Raw genomic sequence first — 18,797 nt, forward strand, 5'->3', positions numbered from 1 at the left:
TTGGCTTTCGAAAGCTTAAGTCTGACAAGGCGACCGCAAGCAAGCGTGGATCCGGGAGGTCGAGGTGAATCATGAGCAGCCCGGCCCCCGCCATGTTCCGGTGCTGCTCACCCGGGCCGACGCGCTGCTCGGCCCCGCGCTGAGCGAACCCGGCGCGGTCTACCTCGACGCGACACTCGGACTCGGCGGACACGCCGAATATTTTTTACGCACCTATCCGCACCTACGCCTGGTCGGTCTGGACCGCGATACGTCGGCGCTGGAGCTGGCTCGGGCCAGGCTCGCACCCTATGCCGACCGAATCACGTTGGTGCACACCAGATATGACGGCATAGCCGCGGCGCTCGGCGAGGCCGGACTGCCCGCGACCGGTGCGGTGTCGGGCATCTTGATGGACCTCGGCGTGTCCTCGATGCAGCTGGACGAGGCCGACCGCGGCTTCGCCTACTCGGTGGACGCGCCGCTCGATATGCGGATGGATCCGACCACCGGGCCGACGGCCGCCGACGTGCTCAATACCTACAGCCACGGCGACTTGGCCCGGGTGCTGAAAACCTATGGGGAGGAACGGTTCGCGGGCAAGATCGCCAGCGAGGTACTGCGCAGGCGCGCCCGCAAGCCCTTCACCACCAGCGCCGAACTGGTGGAGCTGCTCTACGACACCATCCCCGCCGCGACCAGGCGCACCGGGGGACATCCGGCCAAACGGACCTTTCAGGCACTTCGGGTGGAGGTCAACGGCGAACTCGACTCGCTGCGGGCCGCGCTGCCCGCGGCGCTGGACGCGCTGCGCGTCGGCGGGCGGATCGTGGTCATGTCCTATCAGTCGCTGGAGGACCGGGTGGTCAAACAGGAGCTGGCGACGCGGTCGGCATCCAGGACACCGGCCGGCCTACCGGTCGAATTGCCCGGTATGGGACCGGAATTCCGGATGCTGACCCGCGGCGCGGAGAAGGCGACGGAGGCGGAGATCGAGGAGAACCCGCGCGCGGCGCCGGTGCGGATGCGCGCCGCCGAGCGGGTGGAGGTGAGCCGATGATCCCGCATATCGGCTCCGGTGGATGCGGATGTCCCGCGCAGACACAGCAGGAGGGGAGAGGATGAGCATGCGGACGCGCGCGGTGGCCGCGCCGGGTCGGGTCGCCCGGCGTGCGCAGGATGCCGAGCGGGTGAAATCCGGTGCGGCACAACGGGCCTACGCCCGCCGCCGGAGCCGGGCGGAGCAGCGGTCGGATGCGCCGGTACTGCCGTCGCGCAAGATGGCGGAGATGACGGCGGGGCGGATCCCGTTCGTCGCGGCGATCATCGCGCTGCTCGGCTGCGGACTCGCGTTGACACTGCTGCTCACCACCAGGGCCGCCGAGGACAGCTATCAGCTCAGCGACGCCAGACAGACCAACCGCACGCTCGCCGATGAGCGGGCCGCACTGCAGCGTGAGGTGGAGGCCGCCGATTCCGCACCCGAATTGGCCGCCAGGGCAAGGGATCTGGGCATGATTCCGGCGAAGGACCCGGCCCGGCTGGTGGTCGGCCCCGACGGCGCGATCACCGTGATCGGCAAGCCGGCGCCCGCGCAGGGCACACCGGTGCCGCCGCTGAACGTCTCGCCGACCGCGTCCGACGGGCCGCAGGCGGGCAACGCGCAGGCGCGCGGCGAACGGGTGGTTCCGGTGCCGACGACCACGAAGCCGCCGACGCCCGCCCCGGCCCAGCCCGCCGACCCCGCCGCGAATGCCGCTGCGGTACCGGGCGCTCAACCGGGCCCGGCCCAGGCTCCGGCGAATCCGGCAGCCGCGCCGGTCAATCCGGCCCAGCCGCCCGCGAGTCCGGCGCCACCGCCGCCGAATCCGGCTCCGGAACAGGCCGCGAACCCGGCCCCATCGCCGAATCCCGCTCAGCCCCCGGCGAATCCGCCTCAGCCTCCGGCAAATCCCGCTCAACCGGCGAATCAGGCGCCGCCGCCGAATCCGGCTCCGCCGCCCGTGCCCGCGGAAACCCCGCAGCCGGAAGCGCTTCCGAACCCGCAGCCCACCGGGGGTACGCCGCAGTGACCAGACAGACGTCCACACGCAGGCAGAGCAGGCCCGCGCCGCAGCAGCGACGCGGGCCCGCGCCGTCCAGGAAGCCGAGAGCGTCCGCGAGTCAGGCCGTCCCGGAGCGCCCGCTGCGGCTGCGGCTCGGCTTCGGCCGCATCGTGATGCTGGTCGCCCTGCTCGTCGTCGCGCTCCAATTGCTGTATATCCAAAGCATTTCCGCGCCGTCCCTATCCGCCCAGGCGGCCAGTCAGCGCACCACACGCGAGCCCGATTACGCGACCCGCGGTCCGATCACCGACCGCAACGGCAAATCGCTCGCCTTCTCGATCGCCGCGAAGGAGCTGACCTTCCTGCCGGTCGCGGTCCGAAAGCAGCTCGCGGCCGCGAAGGAGAAGAGCGACAAGGCGCCCGATCCGGACGAGCGGCTGAAGGCCATCGCGAAGGGTGTGCACGACAAGCTCGGTAAATCGGGTCCGTCGGAGTCGGATCTGCTGACCAAGCTGCGCAGCGACAAACAGTTCGTCAGCCTGGCGCAGAACGTCGAGCCGAGGATCGCCGCGGATATTCGCGCCGACTTCCCGGAGGTCGGCGCCGACACCCACTACCAGCGGGAGCATCCCGGCGGTTCACTCGCGGCCAATGTCATCGGCACCACCGGCTGGGACGGCCACGGTCAAATCGGCCTGGAGGCCTCGCTGGATTCGGCCCTCGCGGGCACCGACGGCTCGCTGACCTATGACCGCGGCTCCGACGGCGCCGTGATCCCCGGCAGCTGGCGCGACCGGCAGCAGGCCGTCAACGGATCCGGCGTCGAGCTGACCCTGGACTCGGACCTGCAGTACTACGTCCAGCAGCAGGTGCAGCAGGCGAAGGAATTGTCCGGGGCCAACGGTGTTTCGGCGGTCGTGCTCGACGCCAAGACCGCGCAGGTGCTGGCCATGGCGAACGACAATACGTTCAATCCGTCACTGCCGCCGAAGGATTGGGCGGCGGCCGATATGGGCAATCCGGCGGTGCAGGAGGTCTTCGAGCCCGGTTCGGTGAACAAGATCGTCACCGCCGCGGCCTCCATCGAATACGGGCTCACGAATCCCGATGAGGTGCTTCAGGTTCCGGGTGAGATCCAGATGTCGGGTGTCACCGTGCACGACGCGTGGCCGCACGGCACCGCGCCGTACACCACCACCGGCATCTTCGGTAAGTCGTCCAATGTCGGCACGCTGATGTTGGCGCAGCGGGTCGGCGATGAGCGGTTCGCCGATATGCTGCACCGCTTCGGCCTCGGCCAGCGCACCGGTGTCGGCCTGCCCGGTGAGAGCGCGGGCGTGGTGCCGCCCCGCGGACAGTGGTCCGGCGGCACCTTCGCGAACCTGCCTATCGGACAAGGGTTTTCGCTGACCACCCTGCAGATGGCCGGGATGTATCAGGCCATCGCCAACGACGGCGTGCGCATCCCGCCGCGGATCGTGAAGGCCAAGACGGCGCCCGACGGCACCCGCACCGAGGAACAGCAGCCGGAGGGTGTGCGGGTGGTGAGCCCGCAGACCGCCGCGACGCTGCGCACCATGTTCCAGGCCGTCACCCAGCGAGATCCGATGAACTCCAACCAGAACGGCACGGGTTGGCCCGCGGCGATCGAGGGTTATCAGATCGCCGGGAAAACCGGTACCGCGCAGAAGGTCGATCCGAGCTGCCACTGCTATTCGACCTCGGCGTTCTACATCACGTTCGCGGGCATGGCCCCGGCCGACAACCCGCGGTACGTCATCGGTCTCATGATGGACAATCCGGTGCGCAGTTCGGACGGCAGCGGCGGCCAGTCGGCCGCACCCCTGTTCCACAACATCGCCTCCTGGGCGTTGCAGCGCGACCGCGTTCCCCCGTCGCCGACACCGTCGAAGCGATTCGTCCTCCAGGCCGGATAACGGGAAACGGGCCCGGATCGCCGGGCCCGTTATTGTTTTAAACCTGTCCCCAGAACACATGGCCGTCCGGTGCGAGCTGGCAGCTCGCGACGACGTTCCCACGCGTGTCGTACAGCCTGTTGCCGCGATCCGCGATGGTGTTGCACACATTTCGATCACCGGTATCGGCATTCGCCGCGACAACCGGCAGCAACAGCCCCGCCGCCGCGATGGCCAATCCGGCGGTGGCGATTCGAATCACGGTCATATTGCCCCTCCATTGATGTGAAGACAGGGGAGGCTTCCCCCTGCAAGCGACGGTAGCCCGAAAACTGTTGGCCCCGTGAATGTTTGGCAGGAAGCTGGCAGGAGGTCGGCAGCTCGCGCCACACCCGGACCCGACCGGCCGATGCCGGGCCGTGGTCTCCGCGCGGACCGTCCCGGCGCGGGACATCGATCCGGAACGGACACCGTGCGTTTCCCGGTCGGTACCCCGCGTGGCGGTCCCGCTCTCGGCCGACCGCCATCGTAGGGTTGGGCGTGCGGGATTGATGCCGGGGACCGCGTGGTCGAGCAGTGGGCCCGCGCCGGTAACCTGACACCTCGATCACCGCCGCCGAGAGGAGCCTGGTTTCTGTGCAGTTCGGTCAATCGCGTGCGTTGCGCCCGGCGCATCCGCCCGCGACCCCGCTGACGACGCTGGCCTCCGCCATCTCCGCGCGGATGCGCGGCGCGGCGGACGCCGCACCGGTTTCGGTGACCGGGATCGAGCAGCGATCGGACGCGGTGCTGCCCGGCGACCTGTTCGCGGCCATGCCGGGCGCGCGGGCACACGGCGCGGCCTACGCGGGGGGCGCGGTCGAGCGGGGCGCCGTCGCGGTGCTGACCGATCCGGCCGGCGCCGAGCTGGCGGGCGAATTGCCCGTTCCGGTGCTGGTGGTCGACGACCCGCGCGCGGTGCTCGGCGAGCTGTCCGCCACGATCTACGGTCGCCCCTCGGACCGGCTGCGCATCATCGGCATCACCGGCACCTCCGGCAAGACCACCACCTCTTACCTGGTGGAGGCCGGGCTCGCGGCCGCGAAACTGTCCACCGCACTGATCGGCACCATCGAGACCCGGATCGGCGGGCAGCGGGTGCCGAGCGCGCTCACCACGCCGGAGGCGCCGCAGCTGCACGCGATGTTCGCGGTGATGGTCGAAAAGGGCGTCGACGCGGTGGTGATGGAGGTGTCCAGTCACGCGCTGGCGCTGGGCCGGGTGGACGGGGTGCGGTTCGCGGTGGGCGCGTTCACCAACCTGTCCCAGGACCACCTGGATTTCCACGCCGATTTCGAAGACTACTTCGCCGCCAAACGCAAACTGTTCGAGGCGGATTCGCCGATCGCCGCGCGCACCGCGGTGATCTGCGTCGACGACGAGTGGGGTGTGCGCCTCGCTGAGTCGCTGGAACGCCCGATCACGGTGTCCACCAACGGTTCCGGTGTTTGGAGCGTCTCCGGGCCGATCGAGGCGCACGGCGGCGCACAGGAATTCACCGCCGCGGGCCCGAACGGCGCGGTGCCCGTTCGCCTTCGGCTGCCGGGCCGCTACAACGTCGCGAACGGTCTGCTCGCGGTGGCGGTCTGCGCCGCGGCCGGAGTGGATCCGGCGACCGCCGCGTCCGCGCTGGCCCACGTCGACGTGCCGGGCCGGATGCAGCGGGTGGAACGCGGGCAGGACTTCCTGGCCATCGTCGACTACGCGCACAAACCCGCCGCGCTGGAATCGGTGATCGCGACGCTGCGCGAACACCTCGCCGCCGATACCGCCGGGCGGCTCGCCGTCGTGGTCGGCGCGGGCGGCGACCGGGACGCGGGCAAGCGGGCGCTCATGGGCGCGGCTGCGGCGACCGGGACCGAACTGCTGATCGTCACCGACGACAATCCGCGCGGCGAGGATCCCGCGGTCATCCGGGCCGCGGTACGCGAAGGCGCGCAACAGGTTCCGGCCGCCGATCGGGCCGAGGTGCGCGAACTCGGCGACCGGGCGGCCGCCATCGCCGCCGCCGTCGAGTGGGCCGGGCCCGGCGACGCGGTCCTCATCGCGGGCAAGGGCCATGAGCCGGGGCAGGAGATCCGGGGCGTCAAGCATCCGTTCGACGACCGCGACGTGCTCGCCGCCGCCATCGACCGGCGACTCGGCCAGACCACCCATCCGGGCCAAGCCACCCATCCGGGGGAGTCCCATCAGTCACTAGAACAGGGTCCGCAGGGGTCGGACACGAAGGACTTGACGGTTTCATGATCGAGATGACACTGCGGGAGATCGCGGAGGTCGTCGGCGGCACGCTGCACGACGTACCCGACCCGGAGGTGACGGTGCCGGGCGCGGTCGAATTCGATTCGCGCCGAATCGGTTCCGGTGATCTGTTCCTGGCGTTGCCCGGTGCGAACGCGGACGGCCACGATTACGCGCGGGCCGCGGTCGCGGCGGGTGCGGTCGCGGTGCTCGCGGCCAGGCCGGTGGGCGTGCCCGCCATCGTGGTCGCCCCGAATCCGGGCGCGGTACCCGCGAGTTCCGTTGCGCTGGCCGGTGATTCGGACGGTTCCGGCGCCGCGGTGCTCGCCGCCCTGGCCACCCTGGCCCGGGTCAGCGTCGAAAGGCTCACCGCCGCGGGCGGTCTCACGGTGGTCGGGGTCACCGGTTCGTCCGGTAAGACCTCGACCAAGGATCTGCTCGCCGCGGTGCTCTCACCGCTCGGGCCGGTGGTCGCGCCGCCCGGCTCGTTCAACAACGAGCTGGGGCATCCGTGGACGGCGTTGCGCGCCAACGCCGATACCCGCTTCCTGGTGTTGGAGCTCTCGGCCCGCGGCCCCGGCCACATCGCCGCGCTGAGCCGCGTCGTACCGCCGGGCATCGGCGTAGTGCTCAATGTCGGCACCGCCCACCTAGGCGAGTTCGGCAGCCGCGAGGCCATCGCCAAGACCAAAGGCGAACTGGTGGAAGCACTTCCGTCGTCCGGGCTGGCCGTGCTCAACGCCGACGACCCGCAGGTGGCCGCGATGGCCGAGCGGACCCGCGCCAGGGTGGTGACGGTCGGTCAGGCCGCCGGCGCCCAGATCCGGGCCACCGATATCCGTCTCGACGCCGAGGCGCGCGCCGAATTCACCATGCACACCCCCAAGGGCAGCATCGGAATCCGGTTGGCCGTGCACGGCGAACATCAGGTGGGCAATGCCCTGTCGGCCGCCGCGGTCGCCATGGAATGCGGCGCGGATCCGGAGACCATCGCGGCGGCGCTGTCCGGCGCGCACGCGGTCTCGGAACGGCGGATGGATGTGCGCACCACCGCATCCGGCGTCACCGTCGTCAACGACTCGTACAACGCGAACCCGGATTCGGTGCGCGCGGCGCTCAAGGCGCTGGTCACCATGTCGCGGGCGGGTGCGGCGCCGCGCAGGAGCTGGGCGGTGCTCGGCGAAATGGCCGAACTGGGCGAGGAATCCGTCGTCGAACACGATCGGATCGGACGGCTGGCCGTGCGCCTGGACGTGGACCGGCTCGTCGTCGTCGGCACCGGAAGGCCGTCCCGGGCGATGCACCAGGGAGCGGTGATGGAAGGCTCATGGGGCGAGGAATCGGTCCTCGTCCCCGATATCGGCGCGGCCATCGCGCTGCTCGACGCCTCCGTCGAGCCGGGTGACGTGGTGCTGGTCAAGGCATCCAAGTCGGTCGGCCTCTGGGAGGTCGCCGAACATCTGACCGGTGGAGAGGCGGTTAAATGAGGCAGATCCTGTTCGCGGCGGCCATCGCGCTCGCCGTCTCGATCCTGCTCACGCCCCTGCTGATCAAGATGTTCGCCAAACAGGGCTTCGGACAAGAGATCCGGGTGGACGGCCCGGCCTCGCACCAGGCCAAGCGCGGCACGCCGACCATGGGCGGCGTCGCCATCGTGATCGGCATGTGGGCCGGATATCTGGGTTCGCACCTGATCGGCATCGGCTACCACGCCGACGGACCATCCGCATCGGCGCTGCTGGTGCTCGGCCTGGCGACCTTCCTCGGCGCCGTCGGCTTCGTCGACGATTTCATCAAGATCCGCAAGCAGCGCAATCTGGGCCTCACCGCGGCGGGCAAATACCTCGGGCAGTTGAGCGCGGCCGTCGTATTCGGCGTGCTGGCACTGCGATTCCGCGGCGAGAACGGGTTGACGCCCGCGAGCAGGCACCTGTCCTACGTCCGCGACATCACCACGGTGTCGATGAGCGTGATCATCTTCCTGTGCTTCGTCTGCTTCGTGGTGGTGGCCTGGTCCAACGCGGTGAACCTGACCGACGGCCTGGACGGTTTGGCCGCGGGATCGATGAGCCTGGTGCTCGGCGGCTACGTGATCATCACGTTCTGGCAGTACTACCACGCCTGCTCCACCAAGCCGGAGGCCGGCTGCTACAACGTCCGCGACCCGCTGGACCTGGCACTGGTCTGCGCGGCGGGCGCGGCGGCCTGCGTCGGCTTCCTATGGTGGAACGCGGCCCCGGCCAAGATCTTCATGGGCGATACCGGTTCGCTCGCGTTGGGCGGTCTGCTGGCCGGACTGTCCATCACCAGCCGGACCGAACTGCTGATGATCGTGATCGGCGCGCTGTTCGTCGCCGAGGCGGCGTCGGTGGTGTTGCAGGTGGTGGTATTCCGCACCACCCGCAACCGGTTGTTCAAGATGGCGCCGTTCCATCATCACTTCGAACTCAGCAAGTGGGCGGAGACGACCGTGATCATCCGGTTCTGGCTGTTGGCCGGGATCGCGTCGGCGGTCGGACTCGGCCTGTTCTACAGCCAATACCTTTCCGCGGTCGGGTGAAGCATAACGATGGTCGAACATTCTCCGAGGGCCCTGCGATCACCGGGGCCCATGCTCGAATTCCTGCGCGGCCGTGACGTTCTCGTCGCGGGCTGGGGCGTATCCGGTCGGTCGCTGATCGAACCGCTGCGCGATATCGGCGCGCGCCCGGTGGTCACCGACGCCGGTGCGGCCGCGCTGTCCGAGGCCGCCGGTCTCGGTTTGGACGTGGCCACCTCGGTGTCGCTGGAATCCACCGATTGGAGCCGGTTCGCGCTGGTCATCACCAGCCCCGGCTGGCGACCGGATTCGCCGGTGCTGGCGGCCGCGGTCGCCGAGGGCACCCCGGTGTGGGGCGATGTCGAATTCGCCTGGTGGGTCGACCAGGCCAGGATCTACGGCCCGGTGCGCAAGTGGCTGGTGGTGACCGGCACCAACGGCAAGACCACCACCACCTCGATGGTGCACTCGATCCTGCGCGCGGCCGGTATCGCCAGCGTCGCGTGCGGCAATATCGGGCTGCCCATCCTGGACGCGCTGCGCCGCAACCCGGGTCCGCAGGTGCTCGCGGTGGAGCTGTCGTCGTTCCAATTGCATTGGGCCCCTTCGGTGCGGCCCGAGGCGGGCGTCGTGCTGAACGTGGCCGAGGATCACCTCGACTGGCACGGCAGCCTCGACGCCTACGCCGCCGCGAAGGCCAGGGCGTTGACGGGCCGCATCGGCGTCGTCGGCCTCGACGATCCGGTGGCCGCCTCGCTGGCCCGTCGCTCGAAGGCGCGACGGACCGTCGGCTTCCGGGTCGGCGTCCCCGCCGACGGCGAATTGGGTGTCGTCGACGGAAAGCTGCTCGACCGCGCCTTCACCAAGGCCGCGATCCTCGCCGAGGCGGGCGATATCAGCCCGCAGGGTCCCGCCGGTGTCGCCGACGCGCTGGCTGCTGCCGCGCTCACCAGGGCGATCGATGTCGCGCCGCAGTTCGTGCGCGAGGGTTTGATCGAGCACAAGGTCGGCCCGCACCGGTCGGCGTTCGTGCGCGAGGTGGCGGGCGTCGAATTCATCGATGACTCCAAGGCCACCAACCCGCATGCCGCGCGCTCGGCGATCCTGGCGCACCAGCAGGTGGTGTGGCTGGCCGGCGGGCAGTTGAAGGGCGCGAGCATCGAGGATTTGATCGAAGAGGTCGCCGAACGCTTGGTCGCCGCGGTGTTGATCGGGGCCGACGCGCCGGTGATCGCCGCCGCGTTGGCGCGACACGCGCCCGAGGTCCCCGTCGTCGAGGTCGACTCGGGAGACGATGCACTGATGCGTGACTCGACTGCCGACAAGGCCGATGCCGTCATGGCCCGAGCCGTCAAGGTCGCGGCCGGGTTCGCCCGGCGCGGTGACACCGTGCTGCTGGCCCCCGCGGCCGCGTCGTTGGATATGTTCGCCGATTACACGCATCGCGGGCGCAGCTTCGCCGCCGCGGTCGACGCTTTGGAAGACGGTGACATCGGGCGGCAGCTATGACGGAGCGGCGTAAGCGGCAGGTGGGTACTCGGTTCGGGGCTTGGCTGGCGCGGCCGCTCGCATCCTTCCATCTGGTCGTCACCATCGCGACCCTGCTCACCGTGCTCGGTCTGGTGATGGTGCTTTCGGCGTCCAGCGTCGAGGCGGTGCACGAGGGCGAATCGGCGTATTCGCTGTTCCTCCAGCAGGCCATGTTCGCGGCGATCGGGTGCGTACTCTTCTACCTGGCGTTGCGGGTGTCGCTGAAACGGTTGCGGCAGTGGTCTTTTCCGGTGTTCGCGATGTCGGTGCTCGCGCTGGTGCTGGTGCTGATCCCGGGCATCGGCACCAAGGTGCAGGGTGCGCGGCGCTGGTTCGTGCTCGGCCCGATATCGGTGCAGCCGTCGGAGATCGTGAAGGTGGCGCTGGTGGTGTGGGGCGCGCATCTGCTCGCCTCGCGCCGGTCCGAGCAGGCGAGCCTGCGCGAGATCCTGGTGCCGCTGGTGCCCGCGGGTCTGCTGGTGTGTGTGCTCGTCATGTGGCAGCCCAATCTGTCCACCACCATCGCGCTCGGCATCGTGCTCTCGGCGCTGCTGTGGTTCGGCGGGCTGCCGGTGCGGTTGTTCGTGACCATCGCGGCCTCCGGCTTTATCGCCGCGGGCGTGCTCGCGCTCTCGGCCGGCTATCGATCCGACCGCATGCGCGCGTTCTTCAATCCGGGTGACGATCCGCAGGGCATCAATTACCAAGCGCGCCAGGCGCTTTACTCACTGGCCGACGGCGGGATCCTCGGCCGCGGCCTCGGTCAGAGCCGGGCCAAGTGGAGCTATCTGCCCAACGCGCACAACGACTTCATCTTCGCCATCATCGGCGAGGAGCTCGGCTTTCTCGGCTGCGCTGTGGTGCTCGGACTGTTCGCGCTGTTCGTCTACACCGGTCTGCGGATCGCCAGCCGTTCGGTGGACCCGTTCCTGCGGTTGCTCACCGCCACCGCGACCACCTGGATCACCGGCCAGGCGCTGATCAATATCGGGTACGTGGTGAACCTGCTCCCGGTGACCGGCCTGCAGCTGCCGCTGGTATCGGCGGGCGGCTCCTCGCTTGCCATCACGCTGCTCATGTTCGGCATCATCGCCAATGCCGCCCGGCACGAACCGGAGGCGGTGGCCGCGCTGCACGCGGGCCAGGACGGCCGGGTCAGCCGATTGCTGAGATTGCCGAAACCCGAGGTATATTCCCCCGCCCGGGCCGATGCGGCCAGGGCCCGCTCGGCGGCGAAGGCCAAGGCAAACTCGAATGCCAAGGCCGCCAACGCCAGGGCGCGGGCGGCCGCGTCGCAGCGCGCGCGGCAGGCGGCGCTACCGTCGAGGAGAATCGAGCGTGGCCCGGAGCCGGGCCGCCGGGTTCCGGAGAGCCGGGGCACCAGTTCGGCCCGGGCGACCAGGGCCTGGGAGCCGAACTATCCGATGCCACATGCGAGAGAACGGGGTAGATCCAGGTGAGTGACCGCGGTACCGGAGCGCGAGAGCGCAGCGCCGCCGAGCCGACCCGGCCGACTCTGTCGGTGATCGTCGCGGGCGGTGGTACCGCGGGTCATATCGAACCCGCGCTCGCCGTCGCCGACGCGCTGCGCAAGCTGGACCCCGCGATCCGGGTGACCGCGCTCGGCACCCAGCGGGGACTGGAGACCAAGATCATTCCGGAGCGCGGATATCCGCTGGAGCTGATTCCGCCGGTTCCGTTGCCCCGCAAGCCGACCGCCGACCTGCTGCGCCTGCCCGGCCGGGTGCGCGCGTCGGTGGCCCGCACCCGCGCGGTGCTCGACGCCGTACAGGCCGATGTGATCATCGGATTCGGCGGATACGTCGCACTGCCCGCGTACCTGGCCGCGGGCGCCGGTGTGCTTGGCCGCAGGCGCCGGGTGCCAGTGATCGTGCACGAGGCCAATGCCAAGGCGGGTATCGCCAACAAGATCGGCGCCAGGCGGGCCGCCAGAGTGCTTGCCGCGGTGCCGGATTCGGGATTGCCGCGGGCCGAGGTGATCGGCATTCCGGTGCGCGAATCCATCACCTCGCTCGACCGCGCGGCCCTGCGCGCGGAGGCCCGCGCGCATTTCGGGCTGCCCGCCGACGGCCCGGTGCTGCTGGTCACCGGCGGTTCACAGGGTGCGCGCAGCCTCAACGAGGCGGTATCCGGTGCCGCGCCACAGCTTTTGGCCGCGGGCATCTCGGTGCTGCACGCGCACGGGCCGAAGAACAGTTTGACTGTCCCCGGCGGGCAGGAGCGAAGCGACCCGGGAATCGGCACAGCGGGGATGGGCCCGCGCGCTACGTCGCCGTGCCGTATCTTTCCCGGATGGATCTGGCCCTGGCCGCCGCCGACGCGACCGTGTGCCGTTCCGGCGCGATGACCGTCGCCGAGGTGTCGGCGGTCGGGCTGCCCGCGTTCTATGTGCCGCTGCCGCACGGTAACGGCGAGCAGGAGTTCAATGCCGCACCCGTCGTCCGCAAGGGTGGTGGCAGAATTGTCCCCGATTCGGAGCTGACCCCGAAATACGTGATCGACGAGGTGATCCCGCTGCTCATGGACTCAGCACGGCTGATCGAGATGGGTCGCGCCGCGGCAGGCGCAGGCCACCGCGACGCCGCCGACGCGGTCGCGCGCATCGCCGTGGAGGTCGCGGGCCGGTGAGTGCTGGGTTCGACAACGCCGGACCGGACAGCGACGGCGCCGCGCGCGACAAACGTTCCGAGCTGCCGCCCGCGCTGCGGCGGGTGCATATGGTCGGCATCGGCGGTGCAGGAATGTCCGGTATCGCGCGGATTCTGCTGTCCCGCGGCGGCGCGGTCTCCGGTTCGGACGCCAAGGAGAGCCGCGGTGTGCTCGCGTTGCGGGCCCGCGGCGCCCAGGTCCGCATCGGTCACGACGCCAGCGCGCTCGATCTGCTGCCCGGCGGCCCGACCGCGGTGGTGACCACCTACGCCGCCATCCCGAAGACGAATCCCGAACTGGTGGAGGCGAATCGGCGCGATATCCCGGTGCTGCTGCGCCCGGCGGTGCTGGCCTCGCTGATGCAGGGACACCGCACCCTGCTGGTGTCGGGTACGCACGGCAAGACCTCGACCACCTCGATGCTGATCGTCGCGCTGCAGCACTGCGGCTCCGATCCGTCGTTCGCGGTGGGCGGCGAGTTGAACGAGGCGGGCACCAACGCCCACCACGGCACCGGCGACATCTTCGTGGCCGAGGCCGATGAGAGCGACGGTTCGCTGCTGCAGTACGACCCGGATGTCGCGGTGGTCACCAATATCGAATCCGACCATCTGGACTTCTTCGGATCCGCCGAGGCGTACACCCAGGTATTCGACGATTTCGCGGACCGGCTCGGTCCGGGCGGGCTGCTGGTGGTCTGCCTCGACGACCCGGGTTCGCGCGCGCTGGCCGAACGCGTCGGCCCGCGCCTGGCCGCGAAGGGCGTGCGGGTGCTCGGCTACGGCTCCGGCGAACTCGCCGACGCGCCGGTTCCGGTCGGCGTCCGGCTGCACAGCTGGGAGCCGAGGGATGTCGGCGGCGTCGCGCAGTTCCAGCTGAGCGACGAGCCGGGCCCGCGGTCGCTGCGGCTGTCGGTGCCCGGCAGGCATATGGCGCTGAACGCGCTCGCCGCGCTGCTCGCGGCCCGTGCGTCGGGCGCGGATGTCGACGAGATCGTGCAGGGGCTGGAGGGTTTCGGCGGTGTGCACCGGCGCTTCCAGTTCACCGGGCGGGAGAACGGCGTGCGCGTCTTCGACGATTACGCCCACCACCCCACCGAGGTGCGCGCGGTGCTCAGCGCCGCGGCGGAGCTGGTCCAGCAGGAGGCGCGCGACGGCGCACGGTCCAGGCAGGGCCGGGTCATCGTCGTCTTCCAGCCGCACCTCTACAGCCGCACCGCCACCTTCGCCGCGGACTTCGGCGCGGCGCTGAGCCTGGCCGACGAGGTGGTCGTGCTCGACGTCTACGGCGCGCGGGAGGAGCCGCTGCCAGGAGTGAACGGCGCGCTGGTGGCCCAGGCCGTCACCAAACCCGTTCACTACCAACCGGATATGTCGCGGGTGGGCCGTCAGGTCGCCGCGCTCGCGCTGCCCGGCGATGTGGTGATCACCATGGGCGCCGGCGATGTGACCATGCTCGGCAGCCAGATCCTCGACGGGCTCAGGGCGCGTCCGCGCGGCGCGAATTCCGGGCCCGGAGGAGGTGGCGGAGCGTGAGCGCCGCCGATTCAGCACCGCGGCGCGAGCGTCAGGACCGGAGGCGGCAGCGGAGCGTGACCACGCAGGGACAAGCGAGTGCCGCCGATTCAGCACTGCGGCGCGAGCGTCAGGACCGGAGGCGGCAGCGGAGCGTGACCACGCAGGGACAAGCGAGCGCCGCCGATTCGACACAGTACGGGCGGTGAGCACGCGATGGCGCCCGCGTTCACCCGCCGCATCCGCCCGCCCGGCGGGTTGAGCCCGAGGGCGGTGCGGCGCGTCCGGCTGTGGGGTGCGATCGCGGTGGTCGTGTTGATCGCGCTCGCGGCGATCGCCTGGTTCACCCCGGTGCTGTCGGTGCGCACGGTCGAGATCGACGGCGCGGTAGCGGTTTCCGAGGATCAGGTGCGCGAGCTGCTCGAAATTCCCGAGGGCCGTTCGATGTTGCGGATCGATACCGAGGCGATGGCCCGGCGGGTCGCCGCGCTGCCCAAGGTGCGGTCGGTGCGGGTGCGGCGGGAGTTCCCGTCGACGGTGAAGGTGACGGTGGTCGAACGCGTTCCGGTGCTGTACTTCGACAGCCCGCAGGGCGCCCACCTGGTGGACGCGCAGAGCGTGGAGTACTCGATCGAGGCGCCGCCGATCGGCGTGCCCAAGCTGATCACCCCCCATCCCGGCGCGAGCGATCCGGTGACCGATGCGGCGGTCGCGGTGCTCGCGATACTGCCGCCCTCGCTCGGCATCCAGGTGAGCGAGGTTGTGGCACGGTCGATTTCGGATATCTCGCTGAACCTGAAGGACGGTCGCACGGTGGTGTGGGGCGGTGCGAACGACGGACAGCGCAAGGCGGCGGTGGTGGTTCCCCTGTTGACGCGCGAAGGAACCGTATTCGACGTTTCGAGTCCGAATCTGGTCACGGTAAAGTGATCGATACTCATTGTGCCCAGGGAATTTTCGGCGGATCGCCGCCGCGGAAACGCCGGGCCAGGGGGGCAACCGTCCTACGATACGGTGTGTTGCGCGGCGAGACGAGAGGGATCACACAAGATTCTGTCACTCGTTTCGGCGCGCCTGCACGCGGATCGCGGCGGCTGCGAATAGCGTTCCGCACCAGTCGGATACTTGACATAACACTAACCCTATGGTTGAGGTTTAGGGTTTGCCCGGGAGGCGGATCGCTGCGATGAAGCCGTCCCGAGCAGACGATGTCTCGAATCCGCAAACGACAGGCTTTAGATCGAAGGAAGGCGAGAGCCCATGACGCCCCCGCACAACTACCTTGCAGTGATCAAGGTCGTCGGTATCGGCGGCGGCGGCGTGAACGCCGTCAACCGGATGATCGAACAGGGACTCAAGGGAGTCGAGTTCATCGCCGTCAACACCGACGCGCAGGCGCTGCTGATGAGCGATGCCGACGTCAAACTCGACGTCGGCCGTGAGCTCACCCGCGGTCTCGGCGCCGGTGCCGATCCCGAGGTCGGCCGCAAGGCCGCCGAAGACCACAAGGACGAGATCGAGGAGGTGCTCAAGGGCGCCGACATGGTCTTCGTCACCGCCGGTGAGGGCGGCGGTACCGGCACCGGCGGCGCGCCGGTGGTGGCCAGCATCGCCCGCAAGCTCGGCGCGCTCACCATCGGCGTTGTCACCCGGCCGTTCTCGTTCGAGGGCAAGCGCAGAGGCAACCAGGCCGAGGTTGGGATAAACCTGCTGCGCGAATCCTGCGACACCCTCATCGTCATCCCGAACGACCGGCTGCTGCAGCTCGGCGACGCCGCGGTGAGCCTGATGGACGCGTTCCGCTCCGCGGACGAGGTGCTGCTCAACGGTGTCCAGGGCATCACCGACCTGATCACCACCCCCGGCCTGATCAACGTCGACTTCGCCGACGTCAAGAGCGTGATGTCCGGTGCGGGCAGCGCGCTGATGGGCATCGGCTCGGCGCGCGGTGAGGGCCGCTCGGTGAAAGCGGCGGAGGCGGCGATCAATTCGCCGCTGCTCGAGGCGTCGATGGATGGCGCGCACGGCGTGCTGCTCTCGATCGCGGGCGGTTCGGATCTCGGCCTGTTCGAGATCAACGAGGCCGCCTCGCTGGTGCAGGAGGCCGCGCATATCGAGGCCAACATCATCTTCGGCACCGTGATCGACGATTCGCTCGGCGACGAGGTGCGGGTCACCGTCATCGCCGCGGGTTTCGACGGCGGCGGCCCGGCCCGGCGCACCTTCGACACCACCACCCGCAGCCACATCGGCTCCGGCCGGGCGGGCGAGATCTCCGCGGGCCGGTCCAGCGAGGTAGCCGCGCGCACCGAAACCGGTACGAGCACCACGTCCGGCACCACTCGCGGCATCCCGAGCTACCGGGAGTCCGAGCGGGCCCGCCTCGCCGAGCCGACGGTCTCCGGCAACAGCCGCTCGCATATCGAACCCCCCGACGCCGGCGACGATGACGACGATGTCGACGTCCCGTCGTTCATGCGCCGCGGTTAGGTCGATAGCTAGCTATCGGCGCCGGCCCTTCGGTGCTGTGGGATCCAAAAGGTGTGGTGCATCCCGGCTTTCACCGGGGGTGAGGGGCAGTTGTGGAGCGCGGAGCGGGGAGTCCGAGCTCCACAGGGTGACGGTGATCTCCACAGGGTGACAGGTGATTTCGTAAGCACATGGGTAACTCGCCGGGTACGCCCATAACCGGGCCAGACAGACTACCGTCGGCCCGGTGACCAAGTCCGGCGGCTCTCACGACCGGCGAGAAGTCGCGGAGGGGCGGGGGAGTGGAGAGGCGGGGGAGCGGGGAGCCGGGGGAGTCCTATTACTCTCGGTCGCATGACATCTGCGCCGACTCTCACCGTTCGACGGGTGACGACAACGCGGGCTGGCGGCTTCTCCGCCCCGCCCTACGACTCGTTCAATCTCGGAGACCACGTCGGGGACGACCCGGCCACGGTGCGGCGCAACCGGACCCGGCTGGCAGAGGGGATCGGCCTCGCGCCGGAGCGACTGGTCTGGATGGAACAGATCCACGGCCGCAATGTCGAAATCGTCGACGGGCCGCGCCAGGAACCCGTCCCGGCCACCGACGCGCTGGTGACCACGGTTCCCGGTCTCGCGCTCGTGGTGCTCACCGCCGACTGTGTGCCGATCCTGCTGTCCGATGACGAGGCGGGCGTGATCGCGGCCGTGCACGCGGGCCGTATCGGCGCCCGGATCGGCATCGTGCCAAGGGTTCTCGACGCGATGCTGTCCGTGGGAGCCAGGATGGACCGCATCGGCGCCTTCCTCGGCCCCGCGGCCTCCGGCCGCCAGTACGAGGTGCCCGCCGATATGCGCGACGACGTGGAGGCCCATCTGCCGGGCAGCGCGACGACGACGGTGCGCGGCACCCCGGCCCTCGATCTGCGTGCGGGCATCCGCAGGCAGCTCACCGAGGCCGGTGTCGGCGCGGTCGCCATCGACCCGCGCTGCACCATCGAGGATCGCACGCTGTTCAGCCACCGCAGGGGTGCGCCGACCGGGCGGCTCGGCGGGGTGATCTGGATGCAGACGGGGGAGCGAGCATGAATTCGGTTGCGCCACAGGCCGTCGACCGCCGTACGGCCGAGCTGTCGGCCAATCTGGACGCATTGCTGGCCCGGATCGATGCGGCGTGCGCCGCGGCGGGCCGCGATCCGGGTTCGGTCCGCCTGCTGCCGGTGACGAAGTTCTTCCCGGCCTCCGACGTGGAGATCCTGTACCGCATCGGCCGCCGCGAATTCGGCGAATCCAGGGAGCAGGAGGCCACCGGGAAGGTCGTGGAGCTCGCCGGGCTGCGGGATATCCAGTGGCACATGATCGGTCGGTTGCAACGCAACAAGGCCCGCCATGTGGCCCGCTGGGCACACACCGTGCATTCGGTCGACAGCGAACGTCTGGCAACGGCTCTTGACGCCGCGGCGACGGCCGCGCTCGACGCCGGGGAACGGACCGAACCGGTTCGTATTCTGCTTCAGGTAAGCCTCGACAACGATCCGGATCGGGGTGGGGTAAGCCCCGAAAACATTGGGCCGCTTGCCGATCGGGTGGCCGCCGCCCCCGGGCTGCGATTGGCGGGACTGATGGCCATTCCCCCGCTGGGGGCTGAGTCTGATAGTTCATTTGCGCGACTTGCGACTTTGCACACGCTGCTGCTCGCCGATCATCCTGATGCGAAGGAACTTTCCGCAGGAATGTCCGGAGATCTGGAATCCGCGATCGAACACGGCTCGACGGTTGTGCGTGTCGGTACCGCCTTGATGGGCGCGCGACCGATAACCTCGGCGTAGCAAAGAAACCTCATCAGTCACATTCG

14 protein-coding genes and 1 pseudogene are annotated in these 18,797 nt (G+C 69.7%); 14 read left to right on the forward strand and 1 reads right to left on the reverse strand.

Features of this window, described 5'->3' with window-relative positions; all coding sequences use genetic code 11:
* Positions 1-49 precede the first annotated feature (49 nt).
* The 3 genes from rsmH (at position 50) to F5544_RS15445 (ending at position 3,961) form a co-directional block, all read left to right on the forward strand.
* The gene (rsmH, locus tag F5544_RS15435) at positions 50-1,039 is read left to right on the forward strand and encodes a 16S rRNA (cytosine(1402)-N(4))-methyltransferase RsmH (RefSeq protein WP_428847173.1); all 990 of its coding nucleotides are present in this window, start codon (positions 50-52) and stop codon (positions 1,037-1,039) included.
* Between the two features lie 61 nt (positions 1,040-1,100).
* The gene (locus F5544_RS46350; protein ID WP_238847257.1) at positions 1,101-2,051 is read left to right on the forward strand and encodes a hypothetical protein; all 951 of its coding nucleotides are present in this window, start codon (positions 1,101-1,103) and stop codon (positions 2,049-2,051) included.
* A 146-nt stretch (positions 2,052-2,197) separates the two neighbouring features.
* A complete protein-coding gene (locus tag F5544_RS15445) occupies positions 2,198-3,961 on the forward strand; it encodes a peptidoglycan D,D-transpeptidase FtsI family protein (protein WP_167479218.1) in 1,764 nt (587 codons plus the stop codon).
* A gap of 37 nt (positions 3,962-3,998) precedes the next feature.
* Here the strand turns inward: F5544_RS15445 and F5544_RS15450 are convergent, their stop codons facing one another.
* The gene (locus tag F5544_RS15450; RefSeq protein ID WP_167473842.1) at positions 3,999-4,208 is read right to left on the reverse strand and encodes a hypothetical protein; all 210 of its coding nucleotides are present in this window, start codon (positions 4,206-4,208) and stop codon (positions 3,999-4,001) included.
* Between the two features lie 455 nt (positions 4,209-4,663).
* On the opposite strand from F5544_RS15450, the gene F5544_RS15455 reads away from it, so the two are divergent.
* The 11 genes and pseudogenes from F5544_RS15455 to F5544_RS15505 all read left to right on the forward strand — a co-directional run bounded on the left by F5544_RS15455 (position 4,664) and on the right by F5544_RS15505 (position 18,771).
* A complete protein-coding gene (locus tag F5544_RS15455) occupies positions 4,664-6,226 on the forward strand; it encodes a UDP-N-acetylmuramoyl-L-alanyl-D-glutamate--2,6-diaminopimelate ligase (RefSeq protein WP_238847452.1) in 1,563 nt (520 codons plus the stop codon).
* Complete coding sequence (locus F5544_RS15460) at positions 6,223-7,707, forward strand: UDP-N-acetylmuramoyl-tripeptide--D-alanyl-D-alanine ligase (RefSeq protein WP_167473843.1); 1,485 nt, start codon at positions 6,223-6,225, stop codon at positions 7,705-7,707. The genes F5544_RS15455 and F5544_RS15460 overlap by 4 nt, the downstream gene beginning before the upstream one ends.
* Positions 7,704-8,780: a phospho-N-acetylmuramoyl-pentapeptide-transferase gene (gene mraY, locus F5544_RS15465; RefSeq protein WP_167473844.1), complete on the forward strand. Its 1,077-nt coding sequence runs from the start codon at positions 7,704-7,706 to the stop codon at positions 8,778-8,780. The genes F5544_RS15460 and mraY overlap by 4 nt, the downstream gene beginning before the upstream one ends.
* 51 nt (positions 8,781-8,831) lie before the next feature.
* The gene (gene murD, locus F5544_RS15470) at positions 8,832-10,268 is read left to right on the forward strand and encodes a UDP-N-acetylmuramoyl-L-alanine--D-glutamate ligase (protein WP_167479220.1); all 1,437 of its coding nucleotides are present in this window, start codon (positions 8,832-8,834) and stop codon (positions 10,266-10,268) included.
* Positions 10,265-11,749 (forward strand): putative lipid II flippase FtsW, encoded by a 1,485-nt coding sequence (ftsW, locus tag F5544_RS15475; RefSeq protein WP_167473845.1) that lies wholly within the window; start codon positions 10,265-10,267, stop codon positions 11,747-11,749. Before murD ends, ftsW begins: the two co-directional genes overlap by 4 nt.
* A pseudogene (murG, locus tag F5544_RS15480) lies at positions 11,746-12,938 on the forward strand (undecaprenyldiphospho-muramoylpentapeptide beta-N-acetylglucosaminyltransferase). Before ftsW ends, murG begins: the two are co-directional and overlap by 4 nt.
* 89 nt (positions 12,939-13,027) lie before the next feature.
* Entirely contained in the window at positions 13,028-14,494 is a 1,467-nt protein-coding gene (gene murC / locus F5544_RS15485; protein ID WP_238847453.1) for a UDP-N-acetylmuramate--L-alanine ligase, read from the forward strand.
* 195 nt (positions 14,495-14,689) lie between these two features.
* Entirely contained in the window at positions 14,690-15,403 is a 714-nt protein-coding gene (locus F5544_RS15490) for a cell division protein FtsQ/DivIB (RefSeq protein ID WP_167473847.1), read from the forward strand.
* A gap of 330 nt (positions 15,404-15,733) precedes the next feature.
* Positions 15,734-16,963 (forward strand): cell division protein FtsZ, encoded by a 1,230-nt coding sequence (gene ftsZ / locus F5544_RS15495; RefSeq protein ID WP_167473848.1) that lies wholly within the window; start codon positions 15,734-15,736, stop codon positions 16,961-16,963.
* Positions 16,964-17,296: 333 nt separating this feature from the next.
* Positions 17,297-18,031 carry a peptidoglycan editing factor PgeF gene (pgeF, locus tag F5544_RS15500; protein WP_167473849.1) on the forward strand — a complete coding sequence of 245 codons (735 nt, stop codon included), beginning with the start codon at positions 17,297-17,299 and terminating at the stop codon, positions 18,029-18,031.
* Positions 18,028-18,771 carry a YggS family pyridoxal phosphate-dependent enzyme gene (locus F5544_RS15505; protein WP_167473850.1) on the forward strand — a complete coding sequence of 248 codons (744 nt, stop codon included), beginning with the start codon at positions 18,028-18,030 and terminating at the stop codon, positions 18,769-18,771. The genes pgeF and F5544_RS15505 overlap by 4 nt, the downstream gene beginning before the upstream one ends.
* Positions 18,772-18,797: the final 26 nt, after the last annotated feature.

It is taken from the genome of Nocardia arthritidis, assembly GCF_011801145.1.
Taxonomy (GTDB): Bacteria; Actinomycetota; Actinomycetes; order Mycobacteriales; family Mycobacteriaceae; genus Nocardia; species Nocardia arthritidis_A.

Coding starts and splice junctions, on each gene's coding strand:
- ftsW (WP_167473845.1), top strand. CDS start 10,265: ATGACGGAGCGGCGTAAGCGGCAGGTGGGTACTCGGTTCGGGGCTTGG.
- F5544_RS15460 (WP_167473843.1), top strand. CDS start 6,223: ATGATCGAGATGACACTGCGGGAGATCGCGGAGGTCGTCGGCGGCACG.
- F5544_RS15455 (WP_238847452.1), top strand. CDS start 4,664: ATGCGCGGCGCGGCGGACGCCGCACCGGTTTCGGTGACCGGGATCGAG.
- F5544_RS46350 (WP_238847257.1), top strand. CDS start 1,101: ATGAGCATGCGGACGCGCGCGGTGGCCGCGCCGGGTCGGGTCGCCCGG.
- pgeF (WP_167473849.1), top strand. CDS start 17,297: ATGACATCTGCGCCGACTCTCACCGTTCGACGGGTGACGACAACGCGG.
- F5544_RS15445 (WP_167479218.1), top strand. CDS start 2,198: ATGCTGGTCGCCCTGCTCGTCGTCGCGCTCCAATTGCTGTATATCCAA.
- F5544_RS15450 (WP_167473842.1), bottom strand. CDS start 4,208: ATGACCGTGATTCGAATCGCCACCGCCGGATTGGCCATCGCGGCGGCG.
- ftsZ (WP_167473848.1), top strand. CDS start 15,734: ATGACGCCCCCGCACAACTACCTTGCAGTGATCAAGGTCGTCGGTATC.
- murC (WP_238847453.1), top strand. CDS start 13,028: ATGGTCGGCATCGGCGGTGCAGGAATGTCCGGTATCGCGCGGATTCTG.
- F5544_RS15505 (WP_167473850.1), top strand. CDS start 18,028: ATGAATTCGGTTGCGCCACAGGCCGTCGACCGCCGTACGGCCGAGCTG.
- mraY (WP_167473844.1), top strand. CDS start 7,704: ATGAGGCAGATCCTGTTCGCGGCGGCCATCGCGCTCGCCGTCTCGATC.
- F5544_RS15490 (WP_167473847.1), top strand. CDS start 14,690: ATGGCGCCCGCGTTCACCCGCCGCATCCGCCCGCCCGGCGGGTTGAGC.
- murD (WP_167479220.1), top strand. CDS start 8,832: ATGCTCGAATTCCTGCGCGGCCGTGACGTTCTCGTCGCGGGCTGGGGC.